Here is an 18212-nt window from a genome sequence, read left to right as displayed (position 1 = left end):
CAGAAGTAGACCGGCGATTATACCTTCAAGTCACAGGGGAATATGGCGACATGCTGGAGACACAAGCGTACGACTGCCCATATTGCGGCGAAGCGGTGGACACCCTGCTCGACCTGTCCGGCGGCGACCAGCAGTACATCGAGGACTGTCCGGTGTGCTGCCGGCCCATCGTCTTCGACCTGCGCACCGACGGGCTCGACTGGAGCCTGGACGTGCGCCGGGAGGACGAGTGATGCAGCGCATCTACGAGCCCCGCGACCTGATCGAGGCCCAGCTGCTGCTGGGCATGCTCGCCAGCGAGGGCATCACCGCCCACCTGGCCGGTGCCCACCTGCTCGGCGGCGTTGGCGAGCTGCCCGGTGCCGGGCTGCTGGGGCTGATGGTGGACGAGGCGGACGCTGAACAGGCACGGTGCCTGATCGCCACGTACAATGCCGCCTCGCCCGTGCCCGGGGACGAGCCGGAAGGCTGCCCCGGCACCCTGTTGTGCTGAACCGAGAAGCCCATGTCCGGACGTTTCGCCCTGTTCCGCTGGTCCCCCGACTTCGCCGCCCTGCCCGGCTTCCCCGCCGACCAGCGCCCGCACTGGAACCTCGCGCCGAACATGCAGGTACTGATGCTGCGCCAGCAGGACGGCATCCAGCGACTGAACCTGGCCCGCTGGGGCCTGACCCCGGCCTGGCTGACCGACCTGTCGCGCACCCCTGCCCACGCCCGGGCCGAAACGGTGGCCGAACAGCCGATGTTCCGCGACGCCCTGCGCCGCCGCCGCTGCCTGGTACCGGCCAACGGCTTCTATGAATGGCGCGGGGTGCGCAAGCGTCCCTACTGGGTCAGCGGCGAGACCTCCCTGCTGCATTTCGCCGCACTCTGGGAGCCTTTCCCGGTCGGCGACACCGAGTACCTCAGCCTGGCCCTGATCACCCGCCCGGCCGCCGACCTGCGCCGCCCCCTGGTGCTGGACGCCGACGGCCAGCGCGCCTGGCTGGACGCTGACACCCCACAGGAAAGGATCCACGCCCTGCTCGACGGCCCTACCCCGCCCCTGCGCGAGCGTGCCCTGGCCACTCTGGTCAACGACCCGAAGCTGGATGGCCCCGAGTGCCTGACCCCCGCCTAGCGCGAATCGCAGGCACAAAAAAACCCGGCTCAAGGCCGGGTTTTTCGTCATCGACTGGCCTACTGCAGCAGCAGCTGGCCGATGGTCGGGTCCTTGAAGGCGCGGGTCAGCGCATCGCTCAGGACATTGCTCACCAGCTTGGTGTTGGTCTCCTGGTTCGGCGCGGTGCCGAAGCGCTGGTTCAGCGAAGCACCGTAGCGGCCGCTGTAGCGGCGGGTGGCATTCTGCACGTCGACGCGGAAGGTGGCGCTGATGTCCGCCTCGGTCACGTACATGCCTTCCTTAGGCGACTGGTACTTCAGCTCGGCCAGGGTCAGGGTCAGCTGGGGAGCGTTGTAGGCGTTGGGCGACGGGGTGAAGCCCAGCAGACGCACGGCGGCCTCGGCTTCGGCCTGCAGGCGCGGCAGGATGTCCTGGCCCTGCACGGTCACGTTGCTGGTGTCGGCGTACAGGCCGCCACGGGTGCCCAGCACCGGGGAAGGACGACCATCGGCGACCCGCACCACCACCGGCTGGCCCTGGCCGACCGGAGTCAGCGGGCCGGTGAGCTTGGGTTGCGGGCTGAGTTGTTGCGGGCTGAGGGCACAGCCGACCAGGGTCAGGCTGAGGGCGGCCAGCAGGCCGAGCAACGCGCGGTTCAGCATGCTTGATTCTCCAGGTTCGGAAACGAAAGGCCGGCAGTATAAGCGAGCCGGCGGGCCCGCCGACAGAGCACACGCCGATGGCGTTCTGACAGCGCCCGGGGCCGCGCGGTTCCTGTCATGACCCTGTCACGCCCAAGTGGGATAACGGTGCCGAACCCAAGGAGAGCCCGACGATGATGTCACTCTGGTCCCTGCTGGCCCCCCGCGCCAAACCCCGCCACTTCGCCCTGCTGGACGAGGCCGGTATCTGCCGCGGCCTGCACCAGGCCACCCAGGCCCCGGTACGCGGTCACTGGGTCGAGGTGGACGAGCCCTCCCCGTCCTGGATCGGCCAGCCCCTGCCGGTGCGTGCACGCCTCTCCCAGGCCACTCGGGACGCCCGCAGGCCCAGCGCGTTGGCGGCCTGACCGATGGATGAATAAAAGTCACGGGAAACGCTCAACACGCCCGCTTTCTCCGCTACAATCGCCCCCCGATTATAAGGTCGACTCCTGATCGGGCCCCGCAACACCCGCCGCGCCTCGCGCCGGCACTTCACACAGCCCCACAGAGAGCCGCCCACTATTCGCGCTGCCAACTACTGGCCTGCTGCTGTTTCCGCCCGATATGCAAACGCTTTTGCATGGACGTAGCGTGTCATCGCGCGATGGAAGCGGCCTGCCTCCAGGCAGGCGATTCTTTTGAGGTTCACGTCTCCAAAAGAGCGTGAGATGACGGTTTTTCACTACTTCACGAGAGAGTGGCGAGCAATGGCGCAAAACGAGAACGAAGCAGTGGACGTGTTGCTGGTCGGGGCCGGCATCATGAGCGCCACCCTGGCGACACTGCTGAAGGAACTCGATCCGGGCATCAAGCTGGAAATCGCGGAACTCCGCGAATCCGGTGCCGTGGAGAGCTCCAACCCGTGGAACAACGCCGGTACCGGCCATGCCGGGCTGTGCGAACTGAACTACACCCCCCAGGCAGCCGACGGCTCCATCGACATCAAGAAAGCGGTGCTCATCAACACCCAGTTCGAAGTGTCCAAGCAGTTCTGGGCCTACATGAGCGGGAAGCCGGCCTTCGGCAGCGCCCGTGACTTCATCAACCCGGTTCCGCACCTGTCCTTCGTGCGCGGCAAGGACATCCCGTTCCTGCGCAAGCGCTTCGAGGTGATCAGCCAGCACCACGCCTTCTCGCACATGGAGTATTCCGAAGAGCGCGAGACCCTGGCCAAGTGGATGCCGCTGATGATGCAGGCCCGCCCGGCCGACGAAGCCGTGGCCGCGACCCGTGCCGAGAACGGCACCGACGTGAACTTCGGCGCCCTGACCAACAAGTTGCTGGCCTACCTGACCACCCTCCCGGGTACTGCGGTCAGCTACTTCCAGAAGGTCACCGGCCTGAAGCGCACCGACAGCGGCTGGTCGGTCAGCATCCGCAACACCCAGAACGGCAGCACCCGTGAGGTGTCCGCACGCTTCGTCTTCCTCGGAGCCGGTGGCGGCGCCCTGCCGCTGCTGCAGATGTCCGGCATTCCGGAAGGCAAGGGCTTCGGCGGCTTCCCGGTCAGCGGCCAGTGGCTGCGCTGCGACAACCCCGAGGTGGTCAAGCGCCACCAGGCCAAGGTCTACAGCCAGGCCGAAGTGGGTGCCCCGCCGATGTCCGTGCCGCACCTGGACACCCGCGTGGTGGATGGCAAGAAATCCCTGCTGTTCGGGCCCTACGCCGGCTTCACCACCAAGTTCCTCAAGCACGGTTCCTTCCTCGACCTGCCGCTCTCGGTACGTCCCGGCAACCTCGGCCCGATGCTGGCCGTGGCCCGCGACAACATGGACCTGACCCGCTACCTGATCAAGGAAGTGATGCAGTCCCAGGAGCAGCGCCTGGACGCCCTGCGCAAGTTCTACCCGGACCTGGATCCGGCGGACTGGCGCCTGGAGATCGCCGGCCAGCGCGTGCAGATCATCAAGAAGGACGCCAAGAAAGGCGGCATCCTGCAGTTCGGCACCGAGCTGGTCTCGGCCGAGGACGGCAGCATCGCCGCCCTGCTGGGCGCTTCCCCGGGTGCTTCGGTCACCGTGTCGATCATGCTCAACCTGATCGAGCGCTGCTTCGGCGAACAGGCCCGCTCTGCCGAGTGGAGCAGCAAGCTGAAGGAGATCTTCCCGGCCCGGGAAAAGGCGCTGCAGGACGACGCCGAACTGTACCGGCAGATCAGCCGCCAGTCCGACGCCCGCCTTGGCCTGATCGACGCCCAGGCACCGGAAGCCACCGCTTCCGCCGGCTGAGCCGGGTGCCAATGAAAAAACCGCCCTTCATGGGCGGTTTTTTTATGGCCATGCCGACTCTCCGTTACGACCGCTGCTTACCAGGCCAGCGGGCGCTCCTCACTCTTCCAGAACAGCCACCGCCGCCGCTCCCGGTGATTGCCGGTGCCGATCTGCCACGCCGGGCGCCCGGCTTCCAGGTCGATGATCGACACCACCCCCGCGTAGCTGGCCGCCACCAGGGTGCGGCCGTCGGCGGACAGGTCCATGGCGCTCAGGGTCGAGCCCAGGTAGTGCTGCCACACCGCATTGCCCGACGCATCCACGCAGCGCAGGTAGCCATAGGCATCGCCGAGGACAAAGCGGCCGCCCATGGACACCCCGGCATAAACCCGCGCGCCTGGTTCGATCAGGGTCACGCCCTCGACGTCCTCGTAGTAGTCGGAATCCAGGCCCGGCGCGCGCGCCAGGTCCACGGCGATGGTGCCGCCGTTGTAGAAGTGGCAGGCATTGAAGGCCACGCTGCGGCCATCGCCGCTGAACAGCGCGAAATGCGGGTACTCGCCGTGGGGGCCGATCTGGGCGACGGGGTTCAGCTCGCCGTCGAACAGCTGGTGCCGACCGTCCTGCGCACCGAGGGCGATCCAGCGGCCATCCGCCGACACCGCGCCGTGCTCCATGGACAGGCCGGTACCCTGGGGCTCGTCCGGCTCGGCGGACTCCAGCAGCATCGCGTTGTCCGGGTACAGGCGCCGAGCGCCGTCGGCCGCCAGCACGAAGATGCCGTCGGCACTGACCAGCAACACGCGCTGGCCATCCGGGAACGGCTGCAGGCGCGTCGGCCGGGGGAAGCCCTCGATGGGCTGCAGCGCCACGCCCTCCGGGGCGTCCTCGGTGCCACGGGGCCAGGCGCAGTGCAGCACCTCGGGCCCCTCCCAGCCCTCACGCACCACCACGCCGGCGGCATCGGCGGTGGCGTAGAACCGGCGGTTCGGGCAGGCACCGAAGTACTCCAGCCCCGGCAGCTCCTCCACCCGATCGGCGTGGATGCGCACCACCCGGCCGGCTTCCCAGGTGGCGCCGACGCGGGCGAGCACCGAACCGTCGTCCAGCAGCGCCAACTGGGCAATGCATTGCCCCTCTTCGTTGACGTGCCCGAACAGCGGCTCGTGGGCCGGCGGCCAGGCGTCGCGCAGTGCCTCCACCTGTCCATTGCGGTTGGCGTCGCGCAACGCTTCCAGCAGGTGCGGCACCAGCGCCTCGCGCCCCTCGGCGCTGGGCTCCTTGCCGGCGTTGTCCCAGCCGTCGCGCAGGCCACGCTCCACATAGGCGTTGATCGCCTGGGCGTAGGCGAGGGTCTGTTGCTGCCACTGGCGCTGGGCGTCGTCCCTGGTCATGGCTCACTCCTTTCGGTTCGGGGGTTCGTGTGCTGGGTCACGGTTTTTCCGCGGCCCATATATGCAGAAACCCGCACGAGGGCGGGTTTCCGGTGGACAGGTCGTGGCGCGTCAGCCACGGGCCGCCTGGACGGCTTCGATGTAGGGCTCGGCCTGGCGCTGGTCGCGGATCAGCGCGATGAAATCCTGGCCCTGGGCGTCGCGGGCATCGAGGTCCAGGCCCGCTTCGCGGAAGAAGCCGAGGAAGCGCTCGAAGTCGTCGATGCGCAGGCCACGGTAGGCCTTGACCAGCTTGTGCAGGGAGGGCGGGGTGCCGTCGGCGGGCTCGAAGTCGAGGAACAGCTTGATCGCGTCGTCGCTCATCTCTTCGCCAATCACCTGCTTCTTGTCTTTGCGCATCGTTCGCTCTCTCTGGCCGCACGTTGGGGGCCGGCAGTGTACCCCCGGGCCGGGCCGGGGCTCAACGCACCCGCACCGGCCCCAGGTGCAGGTCGGCCCACACGTGGCCGTTGGGGTAGCTGAGGAACTGGCAGTAGATCGGCCCGCCGTTGCGCAGCAGGTCGAGCACCGGGCGGTACTGGGACAGCGGGTAGTTCAGCGTGAGGGTGCGCGACTCGGCGTCGTAGGCGGCCTTCTTCAGGCTCTTGCCGTCCGCCTCGAAGTGGATCAGCACCGTGCTCAGGTCACCGGCCTTGGCCGCCTTGCTCACCGGTTTGGCGCGCAGCTTGACCAGGGTCGGCGTGGTGATCGGGATCGGCTGCTGGCTGGACTGGCGCTGGTTGCCGAGGGTGACGCTGAAGTCCACCACCTGCAGCAGCACCTGCTGGTCCGGCTGTTCGCTGCGCAGGCCGGCATCGTCGGGCGGCAGGAAGGCGGCGTGGGGCGGGGCGGCGGGAGCGGTCGGAGCCGGCGCGGCGGCCAGCGGCAGGCTGGTCAGCAGCAGCAGGGCACAGGCAAAGCGGGTACGGCGAGACATCGGCAACTCCCGGCTGGGTCAAGCGGGGCACTCTAGGGGCTGTCGCTTCCCTGACGCAAGCCGCCCAATCAACACCGCTCAGTGCTGACCGCCCTATAATCCGGCCTTCAGCCAAGGAGCCGCCATGACGCCCAACGTGCCGCTGTTCGCCGCCCTGCGCCAGACCCTGCGTGCGGGCTATTCGTGGGAGCGCCTGCGTGGCGACCTCGGCGCCGGGGTCACCGTCGGCATCATCGCCATCCCCCTGGCCATGGCGCTGGCCATCGCCGTGGGCGTGGCACCGCAGCACGGGCTCTACACCGTACTGGTGGCGGCGCCGCTGATCGCCCTCACCGGCGGCTCGCGCTTCAACATCTCCGGCCCCACGGCCGCCTTCGTGGTGATCCTGCTGCCGATCACCCAGCAGTACGGTCTCGGCGGCCTGCTGCTGTGCACGCTGATGGCCGGGTTGATCCTCCTGGCCATGGGCCTGGGCCGACTCGGGCGGCTGATCCAGTTCATCCCCTACCCGGTGATCCTCGGCTTCACCGCCGGCATCGGCATCGTCATCGCCACCCTGCAGGTGAAGGACCTGTTCGGCCTGAGCCTGCCGCACACGCCGCAGCACTACCTGGAGCAGGTGGAGCTGCTGGCCCTGGCACTGCCCGGCGCGCACCTGGGCGACACCCTGGTGGCGATGGTGTGCCTGGCGGTGCTGCTGGTCTGGCCGCGCTTTGTGCCCAAGGTGCCGGGGCACCTGGTGGCCCTGGCAGTAGGCGCCCTGCTGGGCCTGCTGCTGGAGGCCGTCGGCCTGCCGGTGGCGACCCTGGGCGAGCGCTTCAGCTACACCCTGGACGGCGTGAGCCACCCCGGCATCCCGCCCTTCCTGCCGGACTTCGCCTGGCCGTGGAACCTGCCCGGTGCCGATGGCCAGCAGCTGCGGCTGTCCTTCGAGCTGATCCGCCAGCTGCTCGCGCCGGCCTTCGCCATCGCCATGCTCGGCGCCATCGAGTCCCTGCTCTGCGCCGTGGTGGCCGACGGCATGGCCGGCACTCGCCACGACCCCAACGCCGAACTGGTCGGCCAGGGCCTGGGCAACCTGGTGGCGCCGCTGTTCGGCGGCATCACCGCCACCGCTGCCATCGCCCGCACGGCGGCCAACGTCCGCGCCGGGGCCTTCTCGCCCCTGGCGGCCATCATCCATGCCGGGGTGGTGCTGACCGCCATGCTGCTGCTCGCCCCGCTGTTCAGCTACCTGCCGATGGCCGCCCTGGCCGCGCTGCTGGTGATGGTGGCGTGGAACATGAGCGAGGCACGCCATGTGCTGCACACCCTGCGCATCGCCCCACGCAACGACGTGGTGGTGCTGCTGGTTTGCCTGGTGCTGACGGTGCTGTTCGACATGGTGCTGGCGGTGGGCGTCGGCCTGCTGCTGGCGGCGGGCCTGTTCATCAAGCGCATGAGCGAGCTGACCGACACACAGCCCATGCCCGGCCATGCCCAGCGCGCGCTGGGGGAACTGCCGGCCAGCGTGGTGCCCTACGTGATCAGCGGCCCGCTGTTCTTCGGTGCAGCCGACAAGGCGCTGAGCGTGCTGCGCATGCTCAACCCGCAGGTGCGTGTGGTGGTGGTGGAGATCAGCGCCGTACCGCTGCTGGACATGACGGCCCTGGCGGCCCTCGAAAGCCTGCTGGAGGACTACCGCCGGCAGGGCATCGGCCTGGTGCTGGTGGGCACCACGCCGCGCGTGCGCCTCAAGCTGCGCCGCGCCGGCATCCGCCGCGAGGAGGGCCGCCTGGCCTATGTGCAGACCCTGGAACAGGCGCGGGCCAAGGCGCTGCGCTGGGTGGGTGAGCCGGCGGGGTGAGTCAGGGGAACTGCGCGCGCATCCAGGCCAGATAGTCGGCGACACCCGGCTCCCCTTCCCGGGGCGCCCAGGGGGCGAACTCGCCCTCCGCCAGTGCGCGGTAGGGGCCTGCCTTGCATTCGAACAGCAGGCTGTCCGGCTCCAGCACCACCAGGGCGTGGAACTGCCCAGGCGGCAGGTCGACGCCGACGCATTCACCGCCGGCTTCCAGCAGGCGGGTCTCCTGCAGCGCGCCGTCGTCCGCGAACAGCATCAGCCCCAGGCGGCCGCGCAGCACCAGCAACGTCTCGGCCTTGTCGGCGCAGAGGTGGCGATGGGGGGCGATGTAAGTGCCGGGCTGGAGGCCCACCGCCAGGCGGTGGCAGGGCTCCTCCATGGCGTGCAGGTTGTGGTGCTGGCGCAGGCGCGGGCTGGCTGCGGCGCCTGCGGCCAGGCCATCGAACAGCGCCTGGTCGAGGAAGCGCGCGGCCACGGGGGTCACATGCCCTTGACGGCGAAGATGCCGGCGGCGTTGCGCCAGTAGCCCTTGTAGTCCATGCCGTAGCCGAAGATGTAGCGGTCTTCGCAGTCCAGACCCTTGTAGTCGGCCTTCAGGTCCGGGCGGGCCTTGCGGTCGTGGGTCTTGTCCATCAGCACGGCGGTGTGCACGCGTGCGGCACCGGCGTGTTTGCAGAAGTCGATGATGGCGGCGAGGGTGTGCCCCTCGTCGAGGATGTCGTCGATGATCAGCACGTCGCGGTCGATGAAGGAGATTTCCGGCTTGGCCTTCCAGAACAGCTCGCCGCCGCTGGTTTCATTGCGGTAGCGGGTGGCGTGCAGGTAGGACAGCTCCAGGGGGAAGGCCAGCTTGGGCAGCAGCTTGCCGGCGAAGATCAGGCCGCCGTTCATCACGCAGAACACCACCGGGTTGCGTTCGGCCAGGTCGACATTGATCGCGGCGGCGACCTGGTCGATGGCGGCCTCGACTTGGGCATCGGTGAACAGGCAATCGGCTTCGGCCATTACCTGGCGGATGTGGGCGAGATCGACGGGCATGGCGAGGGTTCCTCAGGTCGGCTGGTCGGGCCCCGCTTCCGACGGAAGCTGTCCGGGGCGTCAATAAAAAAAGGGCGCAACGTTACCCATCCGCCCTCCTCCCGGCAAGCCCTGCCGGACGAGTGAGCGATGGTGCGCCAAGCGCGCCCGCAGGGGAAGCCCGCGGCCCTGTGACCCATGAGTCATCTCACGACATGGCACGGGCAATGCTTTAATCTATCGCGATTTTTTTGCCAGCCCGCCGGAGTGATTCCACATGCCCATTCGAGAGATCCGCCACCCGCTGATCCGCCACAAGATCGGCCTCATGCGCCGCGCCGACATCAGCACCAAGAACTTCCGCGAACTGGCCCAGGAAATCGGCGCCCTGCTCACCTACGAAGCCACCAACGACCTGCCCCTGGAGAACTACGAGATCCAGGGCTGGGCCGGCCCGGTGCAGGTGGAGAAGATCGCCGGCAAGAAGATCACCGTGGTGCCCATCCTGCGCGCCGGCATCGGCATGCTGGACGGCGTGCTCAGCCTGGTGCCGGGGGCCAAGGTCAGCGCCGTGGGCGTGGCGCGCAACGAGGAAACCCTCGAAGCCCACACCTACCTGGAGAAGCTGGCCCCGGAGATCAACGAGCGCCTGGCGCTGATCATCGACCCGATGCTGGCCACCGGCGGCTCCATGGTCGCCACCATCGACCTGCTCAAGCGTGCCGGCTGCAAGGAAATCCGCGCGATGGTGCTGGTGGCCGCGCCGGAGGGCATCAAGGTGGTCAACGACGCCCACCCGGACGTGATGATCTACACCGCTTCCATCGACCAGAAGCTCAACGAACATGGCTACATCATCCCGGGCCTGGGCGATGCCGGTGACAAGATCTTCGGCACCAAGCAGAAGGACACCTGATCCATGAGCGACGACTACAACGATCCGCTCTGGCGCCAGGTGCTGTCCGGCGCGCAGATGCTCTTCGTGGCCTTCGGCGCCCTGGTGCTGATGCCGCTGATCACCGGCCTGGACCCGAACGTCGCGCTGTTCACCGCCGGCATGGGCACCCTGCTGTTCCAGCTGGTGACCGGGCGCCAGGTGCCGGTGTTCCTGGCATCGAGCTTCGCCTTCATCACCCCCATCATCCTCGCCAAGGGCCAGTTCGGCCTGGCCGCGACCATGGGCGGCGTGGTGGCAGCGGGCTTCGTCTACACCTTCCTGGGCCTGGCGGTGAAGATCAAAGGCACCGGCTTCATCGACCGCCTGCTGCCGCCGGTGGTGATCGGCCCGGTGGTGATCTCCATCGGCCTGGCCATGGCCCCCATCGCCGCCAACATGGCCATGGGCAAGGGCGGTGACGGCACCCAGCTGATCCCCTACGGCACCGCCATGTGGATCTCCATGCCGGCCCTGCTCACCACCCTCATCGTCGCGGTCTTCGGCAAGGGCATCTTCCGCCTGGTGCCGATCATCGCCGGCGTGCTGGTGGGCTTCGTCCTGTCCTTCTGGTTCGGCGTGGTGGACACCGCCAAGATCGCGGCGGCGCCCTGGCTGGAGCTGCCCAACTTCGTCGCCCCCGAGTTCAACTGGCAGGCCATCCTGTTCATCGTCCCGGTGGCCCTGGCCCCGGCGATCGAGCACATCGGCGGCGTCATCGCCGTGGGCAGCGTGACCGGCAAGAACTACCTGAAGACCCCGGGCCTGCACCGCACCCTGCTGGGCGACGGCCTGGCCACCTCGGCCGCCGGCCTGTTCGGCGGCCCGCCGAACACCACCTACGCGGAAGTGACCGGCGCGGTGATGCTGACCAAGAACTACAACCCAAAGATCATGACCTGGGCGGCGGTGTTCGCCATCGGCCTGGCCTTCATCGGCAAGTTCGGCGCCATCCTGCAGAGCATCCCGGTGCCGGTCATGGGCGGCATCCTCTGCCTGCTGTTCGGCTCCATCGCCGCCGTGGGCCTGAACACCATGATTCGCCACCAGGTGGACCTGGCCGAAGCGCGCAACCTGGTGATCGTCTCCGTCACCCTGGTGTTCGGCATCGGCGGCATGCTGGTGGGCACCGGTACCGGCCAGGACGACTTCGGCCTCAAGGGCATCGCCCTCTGCGCCATCGTCGCCATCGCCCTCAACCTGATCCTGCCCGGTCACCAGACCTGGAAGCACAAGGCGGCGGACGACACACCGGACATCTGAGTCCTGCCCCAATAAAGAGCCCCGCCATCGCGGGGCTCTTTATTGGGGGCTCGTGCAACACCACACGTGCCAACCGACAACGCGCAGGGTGGGCTTCAGCTCACCATTCCCCCCTCCCCGGATCAGGCATCCGCCAGCTTCGCCGCCGGCATCACGCTGGGCGCCACCCATTGCTTCAGCCGCTCGACACTCTCCCGATACGGCTTGAGGCCCATCCACAGCAACACCACGGAGCTGCCCACCGCCAGGGTGGTGACGATCAGCAGCGACCAGCGCAGGGCCAGGTCGTCGGCGAAGACGAAGTCGGTGACCAGCGCCACCGCCGTGGGGCCGAGCCCGAGGCCGATGAGGGTGATGACGAACAGGTAGATGGCCGAAGCCTGGCCGCGCATGGTGTTGGGCATGATCTCCTGGATCGCTGCCGGCGCCACGCCGAAGGGCATGCTCAGGCAGAACACCGTCGGCGCCATCACCACCGTCACCCAGGCGGCATCGTCGAGGAGCGGGAACAGGATCACCAGCGGCAACGCGCCCAGGGCGGCGAGCAGGCCGACGCGCATGTTGGCGTCGCTGCGGCCGCGCTTGGCCATCCAGTCCGCCAGGCGCCCGCCGAACACCACGCCCAGGCAGCCGAACACCGCCACCAGGGAGCCGTAGACGACGCCGACGTGCCCGGCATCCCAGCCGTGGGTGCGGATGTAGTAGGTGGGAATCCAGGCCGCACTGCCGTAGCCGGCAAAGGACAGCCCGGCGAAGCCGAGGTTGTGGCACAGCACCGTGCGGCGGTTGCTGCGCAGGTAGCGGCCGACCTCCGACAGCGGCACCGCGACGCCGGAGCCGACGCCCCGCCGCTCGGGCTCGCGCACCGCCAGCATCAACAAGGTGAACAGCACCCCGGCGGCGCCGAGGATGAGGAAGATCAGCTGCCAGGGCCGCACGTCCCCCAGCAGCGGCAGGTGCACGTCGCCCTGGGCCGAGGCGAACTTGATCACCAGGCCGCCCACCAGGAAGGCCAGCCCAGAACCCAGGTACACCCCCATGGAATAGACGCTGATGGCGGTGGCGCGGCGCTCCCGGGGGAAGCTGTCGGCGATCAGCGAATAGGCCGCCGGCGACAGGGCCGCCTCGCCGACACCCACGCCGATGCGGCAGACGAGGAACTGCCAGTAGAGCTTGGCCAGCCCACAGGCGGCAGTGGCGGCGCTCCAGAAGAGCACGCCGATGGCGATCAGCCCGCGTCGGCTGCGGGTATCGGCCAGGCGCCCAAGGGGGATGCCGCACACGGTATAGAACAGCGCGAAGGACAGCCCCATGAGCAGGCTCATCTGGGTGTCGCTGATGACCAGGTCGCGGCGGATGGGGCCCACCAGCAGGTTGAGGATCTGCCGGTCGATGAACGACAGCACGTACGCCACCATCAGGATGGCGACGGTGGTCCAGGCTCGCAGGCCCGAGGGATAGCCGTTGTTGTTGTTCTGCATGGGCTCTCCTCGGCGCCGCCGGTGCGGCGCACGACGGGTGGAAGGAGCGCCCAGCTTAGGTGCAGGCGGGGTGGGGCAGCGGCCTTATAGGCCAGGCGAATGCCCGGGCTGCCCCCGGGCTGATGCTCAGAGCAGGCGCTGGGCCTTGCCGGAAAGGCTGGCCAGGGCCTGGGCCCATTGCGGGTGGTCGTTCATGCAGGGCACCAGCACCAGGTCCTCGCCGCCGGCGGCGATGAACTGCTCGCGCCCGCGGTCGCCGATCTCCTCCAGGGTCTCGATGCAGTCGGCGACGAAGGCCGGGCACATCACCAGCAGTTTCTTCACCCCCTGGGCCGCCAGTTCGTCGAGGCGGCTTTCGGTGTAGGGCTCGATCCACTTGGCGCGGCCCAGGCGCGACTGGAAGGACACCGACCACTGCCCCGGCTGCAGCCCCATGCGTGCGGCGAAGCCTTCGCTGGTGCGGTAGCACTGGGCGCGGTAGCAGCGGGCGAGCACCTGGCCCTCGGCGCGCTGGCAGCAATCCGCGCCCTTCAGGCAGTGGCTGCCGCTGGTATCGGCCTTGTGCAGATGACGCTCGGGCAGCCCGTGGTAGCTCATCAGCAGGTGGTCGAAGCCTTGCTCCAGGTGCGGGCGGGCACTGGCCACCAGGGCGTCGAGGTACTCGGGCTGGTCATAGAAGGGGTCGAGCACCTGCACCTGGAGCTTGAGGCCGTGGGCCGCGATGACCCGGCGCGTCTCCTGCTCGACGGTGGTGGTGGTGCTGTCGGCGAACTGCGGGTACAGCGGCGCCAGCGTCACGCGCTTCACGCCCTGGCGCACCAGCTCCTGCAGGGTGTTCTCGATGGAGGGCTCGCCGTAGCGCATCGCCAGGGCCACCGGCCCCTGGGGCCAGAACGGCCGGGTGGCCTCTTGCAGGCGGCGGCTGAGGGTCACCAGTGGCGAGCCCTCGGGCCACCAGATGGAGGCGTAGGCATGGGCCGACTGCGCCGGCCGCTTGATCAGGATCAGCGACACCAGCAGGCGGCGCAGCGGCCAGGGCAGGTCGATGACGTAGGGGTCCATGAGGAACTGGTTGAGGTAGCGGCGCACGTCCTCCACCGAGGTGGACGACGGCGAACCCAGGTTCACCAGCAGCAGCGCGTGATCGGTCATGGAACATCCTTCTTGGGCCCGACCAGGTCAGCCAGCGCCCGGTCGAGGTCGTTGAAACGAAAGGTGAAGCCGGCCTCCAGCAATCGGCTGGGCAGGGCCCGCTGGCCGCCGATCATCAGGATCGACATTTCCCCCAGCAGAAGCCGCAGCACCGCGGCCGGCGTCGGCAGCCAGACCGGCCGCCCGAGGGCACGGCCCAGGCTGCGGGCGAAGTCGGCGTTGCGGGCCGGCTGCGGCGCGCACGCATTATAGGGACCGCTCGCGCCGTCCAGCCGCAAAAGAAAATCCATCGCGGCGATTTGATCTTCCAGATGAATCCACGGCCACCACTGGCGTCCGCTGCCCATGGTGCCGCCGAGGCCGAAGCGGAACTGCGGCAGCAGGCGCGACAAAAAGCCGCCACGGGGCGACATCACCAGGCCGATGCGCAGCAGCACCACGCGGATGCCCAGGGCTTCGGCGTCACGGGCGGCGTCTTCCCAGGCCTGGCACAGCTCGCTGGCGAAATCACCTTGTCCGGGTGGGGCGTCCTCGCGCAGCTCGCGCTCGCCGCCGTCGCCGTACCAGCCCACCGCCGAGCCGTTGAGCAGCAGCGCCGGGCGCTGGCTGCGGGTACCCAGCCAGGCCACCAGACGCTCGGTCAGCGCCACGCGGCTGGCCAGCAGGCTGGCTTTGCGGGCACGGGTCCAGGGGCGGTCGGCAACGGGTTGGCCGGCAAGGTTCACCACCGCGTCCAGCGGGCCGTCCCCGTAGTCTTCCAGCCGGGCGATGCCACGCACCGAAGCGGTGCACAGGCGCGGTACATCCTGGGGCCGACGGCTCAAGACCGTCAGTTGGTGACCTTCGGCAACCCAGCGCCGGCACAGGGCGCTTCCAATAAGCCCAGTACCGCCGGTCAGCAATATGTGCATGGCATCCTCCTCGCATGGCACCAACTGGAAATATCGCCCTAGTCTGAATCATGACGGGGCACAGGTTGGCTCCATCACGGTCACACCCCTTGAAGGCATCGCGATTGGAACCGATCATCCCTGTACAATTCAAGCAATCTGTACAGGTTTGTCAGCCCGACCTGCAGTCACGCACAAAGGTATCGAGGTAGACCATGAACACACCCATCGCAATCATCGGGACCGGCCTCGCGGGCCTCTCCGCCGCCCAGGCGCTGAGCGCCGCCGGGCATGCCGTGCAGCTCTTCGACAAGAGCCGCGGCAGTGGCGGACGAATGGCCAGCAAGCGCAGCGACGCCGGCTCCCTGGACCTGGGCGCGCAGTACTTCACCGCCCGCGACCGCCGCTTCAACGAAGTCGTCCAGCAATGGCGCGAACACGGCTGGGTCGCCGAGTGGACGCCCACCCTCTACAACTTCCGCAACGGCACCCTCTCGCCCTCCCCGGACGAGCAGGTGCGCTGGGTCGGCACCCCACGCATGAGCGCCATCACCCGGGCCCTGATGGGCGCGCTGCCGGTGAACTTCAGCTGCCGCATCACCGAGGTGTTCCGCGGCGAGCAGCACTGGAGCCTGCTGGACGCCGAGGGCCAGAGCCACGGCCCCTTCAGCCACGTCATCATCGCCACCCCCGCGCCCCAGGCCACCACCCTGCTGGCTGCCGCCCCCAAGCTCGCCGGGGTCGCCGCCAGCGTCGCCATGGAGCCCACCTGGGCCGTGGCCCTGGCCTTCGAGAAACCGCTGGAGACGCCCGTCGAAGGCTGCTTCGTGCAAGGCAGCGGGCTCGACTGGGTGGCGCGCAACCGCACCAAGCCCGGTCGCGACAACAGCCAGGACACCTGGGTGCTGCACGCCACAAGCGCCTGGAGCCGCCAGCACCTGGACCTGCCCAAGGAGGCGGTGATCGAGCAGCTCTACGGCACCTTCGCCGAGCTGATCGGCTGTGCCGTGCCGCCGCCGGCCTTCACCCTGGCCCACCGCTGGCTCTACGCGCGCCCGGCCCAGGCCCACGAATGGGGCGCCCTGGCCGATGCCGACCTGGGGCTCTACGCCTGCGGCGACTGGTGCAGCTCCGGCCGCGTGGAAGGCGCCTGGCTGAGCGGGCAGGACGCCGCCCGCCGCCTGCTCGAACACCTCTGACGGTCGCACACCGTCCCACCGGCGACCCCGGACAGGTCGCCGGTAAAGTTGTACAAGGCTATTGATTTGTACAACGGCACGCCTATGATGAACACAGGTTGTACAAACCACAGAACCTGTACAAGTTCATCCGAGGCACCGCATGTCCAGCGCCCCCACTGCCCAGCCCCCCAAGATCGGCATCAGCGCCTGCCTGATGGGCGAGGAAGTCCGCTTCAATGGCGGGCACAAGGAGTCCCGCCTGTGCAGCCAGTTCCTCGCCCGCCACCTGGAATTCGTCCGCGTCTGCCCGGAGGTCGGCATCGGCCTCGGTACGCCGCGCCCGACCCTGCGCCTGGTGGGCGACCCCGCCGCCCCGCGCGCCGTGGGCAGCCGCGACGAGCGTGACGTCAGCGATGCCCTGCGCGACTACGGCCGGCAGACCGCCGAGCGCCTGGACGACCTGGACGGCTTCATCTTCATGCAGAAGTCGCCCTCCTGCGGCCTCTACCGGGTCAAGGTCTACCAGGACAACGGCTACCCCGCCGAAGGCGGCGGACGCGGCCTGTTCGCCGAGACCTTCTGCGCCGCCCGCCCCGACCTGCCGGTGGAGGAAGAAGGCCGCCTGTGCGACCCGGTGCTGCGGGAGAACTTCCTCACCCGCGTCTACGCCCACGCCGAATGGCGCGCCCTGCAGGCCGAGGGGCTGACCCGGCGCGGCATCCTCGAATTCCACGCCCGCTACAAGTACCAGCTGATGGCCAGCGACCCCGCGCGCTACCGCGCCCTGGGGCGGATGCTCGGCGGCATCGGCGAACACCACCCCGAGGAACTGGCGCCGCGCTACTTCAGCGAGCTGATGAAGGGCCTCAGCCGCTGCGCCACCCGGGGCACCCACAGCAACGTCCTGCAGCACCTGTCGGGTTACCTGAAGGACGCCCTGTCCCGCGAGGAGAAGGCCGAAATGCAGGCCCTGATCGACAAATACCGCGCCGGCATCGTGCCGCTGGTGGTGCCCATGACCCTGCTCAAGCACCACTTCGCCCGCCACCCGCACCCCTACATCGCGCAGCAGGCCTACCTGCAACCGCATCCCGAAGACCTCAGCCTGCGCAACGCCATCTGACCATGGACGAACAGGACGACATCCCCCTCGACGCCGAGTGCCAGGCAGCCCTGGAACGCGGCCTGCTGCCGATTCGCGACGTGTCGCGGCTCACCGGCGTCAACGCCGTGACCCTGCGCGCCTGGGAACGGCGCTACGGCCTGGTGTTGCCCCACCGCACCGCCAAGGGCCACCGCCTCTATGACGCCGGGCACCTGGCGCGCATCCGCGCCGTGCTCGCCTGGCTGGACCGCGGCGTGCCGGTCAGCCAGGTCAAGGCGCTGCTGCGCGGCGGCCAGAGCCCGGACATCGACATCACCTCCCAGTGGGACGAGCAGCGCGCCAAGCTGCTGGAAGCCATCGACGCCCTCGCCGACCGGCGCCTGGACGAGCGCTTCAACGCCGCCCTGTCGCTCTACCCGCCCCACACCCTGTGCCAGCAGCTGCTGCTGCCCCTGCTCACCCAGCTGGAAAGCCGCTGGCGCGACCAGTACGGCGCACGGCTGGAGCGGGTCTTCTTCAATGCCTGGCTGCGCAGCAAGCTGGGCACCCGCATCCACCACAACAACCGCCAGAACAGCGGCGCGCCGCTGCTGCTGATCAACCCCTGCGAGCAGCCGATGAACCCCGGCCTCTGGCTCACTGCCTGGCTGGCGAGCAACACCGGCTGCCCGGTGGAGGTGCTGGAGTGGCCGGTGCCGGTGGCCGAGCTGCCCCTCGCCCTGGCCCGCATGGAGCCACGCGCCCTGGCCTTCCACGCCGACCACGCATTGAACGGGCAGCTGCCGCGCCTGCTGATGGGCCACGCCTGCCCGGTGCTGCTCAGCGGCGCCGCCGTGCGCATCCACCGCGAAGCGCTGGCACCGCTGGAACACGACCACCCCGACATCCACCTGGCCGACGACCCGGTCGCGGCCCTGAACACCCTGTCTGGGCTCGGCCTGCTGGCCGGCTCCTGAGGTT

The 18212-nt window shown here is 68.8% G+C and carries 20 protein-coding genes; 11 read left to right on the top strand and 9 right to left on the bottom strand.

The window, feature by feature from the left end; translation table 11 throughout:
• Nucleotides 1–50 precede the first annotated feature (50 nt).
• The 3 genes from FBY21_RS24920 to FBY21_RS24910 are packed head-to-tail and all read left to right on the top strand — an operon-like array spanning nt 51 to nt 1120.
• Entirely contained in the window at nt 51–233 is a 183-nt protein-coding gene (locus FBY21_RS24920; protein ID WP_074973461.1) for a CPXCG motif-containing cysteine-rich protein, read from the top strand.
• Nucleotides 233–493, top strand: a complete 261-nt coding sequence (locus FBY21_RS24915) for a DUF2007 domain-containing protein (RefSeq protein WP_044407409.1) — start codon at nt 233–235, stop codon at nt 491–493. Before FBY21_RS24920 ends, FBY21_RS24915 begins: the two co-directional genes overlap by 1 nt.
• Nucleotides 494–505: 12 nt before the next feature.
• The gene (locus FBY21_RS24910; RefSeq protein ID WP_142014560.1) at nt 506–1120 is read left to right on the top strand and encodes an SOS response-associated peptidase; all 615 of its coding nucleotides are present in this window, start codon (nt 506–508) and stop codon (nt 1118–1120) included.
• Nucleotides 1121–1179: 59 nt separating this feature from the next.
• On the opposite strand, the gene FBY21_RS24905 is transcribed toward FBY21_RS24910, so the two are convergent.
• Nucleotides 1180–1764, bottom strand: a complete 585-nt coding sequence (locus tag FBY21_RS24905) for a YajG family lipoprotein (protein ID WP_044407415.1) — start codon at nt 1762–1764, stop codon at nt 1180–1182.
• A gap of 173 nt (nt 1765–1937) precedes the next feature.
• Here FBY21_RS24905 and FBY21_RS24900 point away from each other — a divergent pair, with 173 nt between their 5' ends.
• Together FBY21_RS24900 and mqo are read left to right on the top strand one after the other, a co-directional pair.
• Nucleotides 1938–2171, top strand: coding sequence for a hypothetical protein (locus FBY21_RS24900; RefSeq protein ID WP_142014557.1), 234 nt, complete (start codon nt 1938–1940; stop codon nt 2169–2171).
• A gap of 342 nt (nt 2172–2513) precedes the next feature.
• On the top strand, nt 2514–4034 hold the full coding sequence (gene mqo / locus FBY21_RS24895; RefSeq protein ID WP_044407421.1) for a malate dehydrogenase (quinone): 1521 nt from the start codon (nt 2514–2516) through the stop codon (nt 4032–4034).
• A gap of 77 nt (nt 4035–4111) precedes the next feature.
• Here the strand turns inward: mqo and FBY21_RS24890 are convergent, their stop codons facing one another.
• The 3 genes from FBY21_RS24890 to FBY21_RS24880 form a co-directional block, all read right to left on the bottom strand.
• Complete coding sequence (locus FBY21_RS24890) at nt 4112–5410, bottom strand: WD40 repeat domain-containing protein (RefSeq protein WP_142014552.1); 1299 nt, start codon at nt 5408–5410, stop codon at nt 4112–4114.
• Between the two features lie 111 nt (nt 5411–5521).
• On the bottom strand, nt 5522–5809 hold the full coding sequence (locus FBY21_RS24885) for a PA4642 family protein (protein ID WP_044407427.1): 288 nt from the start codon (nt 5807–5809) through the stop codon (nt 5522–5524).
• Between the two features lie 61 nt (nt 5810–5870).
• On the bottom strand, nt 5871–6386 hold the full coding sequence (locus FBY21_RS24880) for a hypothetical protein (RefSeq protein ID WP_142014549.1): 516 nt from the start codon (nt 6384–6386) through the stop codon (nt 5871–5873).
• Nucleotides 6387–6510: 124 nt separating this feature from the next.
• On the opposite strand from FBY21_RS24880, the gene dauA reads away from it, so the two are divergent.
• Entirely contained in the window at nt 6511–8232 is a 1722-nt protein-coding gene (dauA, locus tag FBY21_RS24875; protein ID WP_142014545.1) for a C4-dicarboxylic acid transporter DauA, read from the top strand.
• A 1-nt stretch (nt 8233) separates the two neighbouring features.
• Here the strand turns inward: dauA and FBY21_RS24870 are convergent, their stop codons facing one another.
• Together FBY21_RS24870 and FBY21_RS24865 are read right to left on the bottom strand one after the other, a co-directional pair.
• Nucleotides 8234–8704, bottom strand: a complete 471-nt coding sequence (locus FBY21_RS24870) for a WbuC family cupin fold metalloprotein (RefSeq protein ID WP_142014541.1) — start codon at nt 8702–8704, stop codon at nt 8234–8236.
• A gap of 5 nt (nt 8705–8709) precedes the next feature.
• On the bottom strand, nt 8710–9267 hold the full coding sequence (locus tag FBY21_RS24865) for a hypoxanthine-guanine phosphoribosyltransferase (RefSeq protein ID WP_044407436.1): 558 nt from the start codon (nt 9265–9267) through the stop codon (nt 8710–8712).
• A gap of 256 nt (nt 9268–9523) precedes the next feature.
• Between FBY21_RS24865 and upp the strand changes: the two genes are divergently transcribed.
• Complete coding sequence (gene upp / locus FBY21_RS24860; protein ID WP_044407439.1) at nt 9524–10162, top strand: uracil phosphoribosyltransferase; 639 nt, start codon at nt 9524–9526, stop codon at nt 10160–10162.
• 3 nt (nt 10163–10165) lie between these two features.
• Nucleotides 10166–11443, top strand: coding sequence for a uracil-xanthine permease family protein (locus FBY21_RS24855; RefSeq protein WP_044407442.1), 1278 nt, complete (start codon nt 10166–10168; stop codon nt 11441–11443).
• Nucleotides 11444–11565: 122 nt separating this feature from the next.
• Here the strand turns inward: FBY21_RS24855 and FBY21_RS24850 are convergent, their stop codons facing one another.
• The 3 genes from FBY21_RS24850 to FBY21_RS24840 all read right to left on the bottom strand — a co-directional run bounded on the left by FBY21_RS24850 (nt 11566) and on the right by FBY21_RS24840 (nt 14987).
• Nucleotides 11566–12924, bottom strand: coding sequence for a spinster family MFS transporter (locus FBY21_RS24850; protein WP_044407444.1), 1359 nt, complete (start codon nt 12922–12924; stop codon nt 11566–11568).
• A gap of 126 nt (nt 12925–13050) precedes the next feature.
• Nucleotides 13051–14076 carry a ferrochelatase gene (hemH, locus tag FBY21_RS24845; RefSeq protein WP_142014538.1) on the bottom strand — a complete coding sequence of 342 codons (1026 nt, stop codon included), beginning with the start codon at nt 14074–14076 and terminating at the stop codon, nt 13051–13053.
• Nucleotides 14073–14987 carry a TIGR01777 family oxidoreductase gene (locus FBY21_RS24840; protein WP_044407450.1) on the bottom strand — a complete coding sequence of 305 codons (915 nt, stop codon included), beginning with the start codon at nt 14985–14987 and terminating at the stop codon, nt 14073–14075. Before FBY21_RS24840 ends, hemH begins: the two co-directional genes overlap by 4 nt.
• 194 nt (nt 14988–15181) lie before the next feature.
• Between FBY21_RS24840 and FBY21_RS24835 the strand changes: the two genes are divergently transcribed.
• The 3 genes from FBY21_RS24835 (at nt 15182) to FBY21_RS24825 (ending at nt 18208) form a co-directional block, all read left to right on the top strand.
• Nucleotides 15182–16165, top strand: coding sequence for an NAD(P)/FAD-dependent oxidoreductase (locus tag FBY21_RS24835; RefSeq protein WP_142014533.1), 984 nt, complete (start codon nt 15182–15184; stop codon nt 16163–16165).
• Nucleotides 16166–16307: 142 nt separating this feature from the next.
• Nucleotides 16308–17270: a YbgA family protein gene (locus tag FBY21_RS24830; protein ID WP_044404505.1), complete on the top strand. Its 963-nt coding sequence runs from the start codon at nt 16308–16310 to the stop codon at nt 17268–17270.
• Between the two features lie 2 nt (nt 17271–17272).
• The gene (locus tag FBY21_RS24825; protein WP_142014529.1) at nt 17273–18208 is read left to right on the top strand and encodes a MerR family transcriptional regulator; all 936 of its coding nucleotides are present in this window, start codon (nt 17273–17275) and stop codon (nt 18206–18208) included.
• The last annotated feature ends 4 nt before the right edge of the window (nt 18209–18212 follow it).

The sequence above is a fragment of the Pseudomonas sp. SLBN-26 genome (assembly GCF_006715895.1).
Taxonomy (GTDB): Bacteria; Pseudomonadota; Gammaproteobacteria; order Pseudomonadales; family Pseudomonadaceae; genus Metapseudomonas; species Metapseudomonas otitidis.
The sequence above is the reverse complement of the archived record's forward strand: the minus strand, read 5'-3'. Positions and strand labels throughout refer to the sequence as shown.

Coding starts and splice junctions, on each gene's coding strand:
- FBY21_RS24920 (WP_074973461.1), top strand. CDS start 51: ATGCTGGAGACACAAGCGTACGACTGCCCATATTGCGGCGAAGCGGTG.
- FBY21_RS24915 (WP_044407409.1), top strand. CDS start 233: ATGCAGCGCATCTACGAGCCCCGCGACCTGATCGAGGCCCAGCTGCTG.
- FBY21_RS24910 (WP_142014560.1), top strand. CDS start 506: ATGTCCGGACGTTTCGCCCTGTTCCGCTGGTCCCCCGACTTCGCCGCC.
- FBY21_RS24905 (WP_044407415.1), bottom strand. CDS start 1,764: ATGCTGAACCGCGCGTTGCTCGGCCTGCTGGCCGCCCTCAGCCTGACC.
- FBY21_RS24900 (WP_142014557.1), top strand. CDS start 1,938: ATGATGTCACTCTGGTCCCTGCTGGCCCCCCGCGCCAAACCCCGCCAC.
- mqo (WP_044407421.1), top strand. CDS start 2,514: ATGGCGCAAAACGAGAACGAAGCAGTGGACGTGTTGCTGGTCGGGGCC.
- FBY21_RS24890 (WP_142014552.1), bottom strand. CDS start 5,410: ATGACCAGGGACGACGCCCAGCGCCAGTGGCAGCAACAGACCCTCGCC.
- FBY21_RS24885 (WP_044407427.1), bottom strand. CDS start 5,809: ATGCGCAAAGACAAGAAGCAGGTGATTGGCGAAGAGATGAGCGACGAC.
- FBY21_RS24880 (WP_142014549.1), bottom strand. CDS start 6,386: ATGTCTCGCCGTACCCGCTTTGCCTGTGCCCTGCTGCTGCTGACCAGC.
- dauA (WP_142014545.1), top strand. CDS start 6,511: ATGACGCCCAACGTGCCGCTGTTCGCCGCCCTGCGCCAGACCCTGCGT.
- FBY21_RS24865 (WP_044407436.1), bottom strand. CDS start 9,267: ATGCCCGTCGATCTCGCCCACATCCGCCAGGTAATGGCCGAAGCCGAT.
- upp (WP_044407439.1), top strand. CDS start 9,524: ATGCCCATTCGAGAGATCCGCCACCCGCTGATCCGCCACAAGATCGGC.
- FBY21_RS24855 (WP_044407442.1), top strand. CDS start 10,166: ATGAGCGACGACTACAACGATCCGCTCTGGCGCCAGGTGCTGTCCGGC.
- FBY21_RS24850 (WP_044407444.1), bottom strand. CDS start 12,924: ATGCAGAACAACAACAACGGCTATCCCTCGGGCCTGCGAGCCTGGACC.
- hemH (WP_142014538.1), bottom strand. CDS start 14,076: ATGACCGATCACGCGCTGCTGCTGGTGAACCTGGGTTCGCCGTCGTCC.
- FBY21_RS24840 (WP_044407450.1), bottom strand. CDS start 14,987: ATGCACATATTGCTGACCGGCGGTACTGGGCTTATTGGAAGCGCCCTG.
- FBY21_RS24835 (WP_142014533.1), top strand. CDS start 15,182: ATGAACACACCCATCGCAATCATCGGGACCGGCCTCGCGGGCCTCTCC.
- FBY21_RS24830 (WP_044404505.1), top strand. CDS start 16,308: ATGTCCAGCGCCCCCACTGCCCAGCCCCCCAAGATCGGCATCAGCGCC.
- FBY21_RS24825 (WP_142014529.1), top strand. CDS start 17,273: ATGGACGAACAGGACGACATCCCCCTCGACGCCGAGTGCCAGGCAGCC.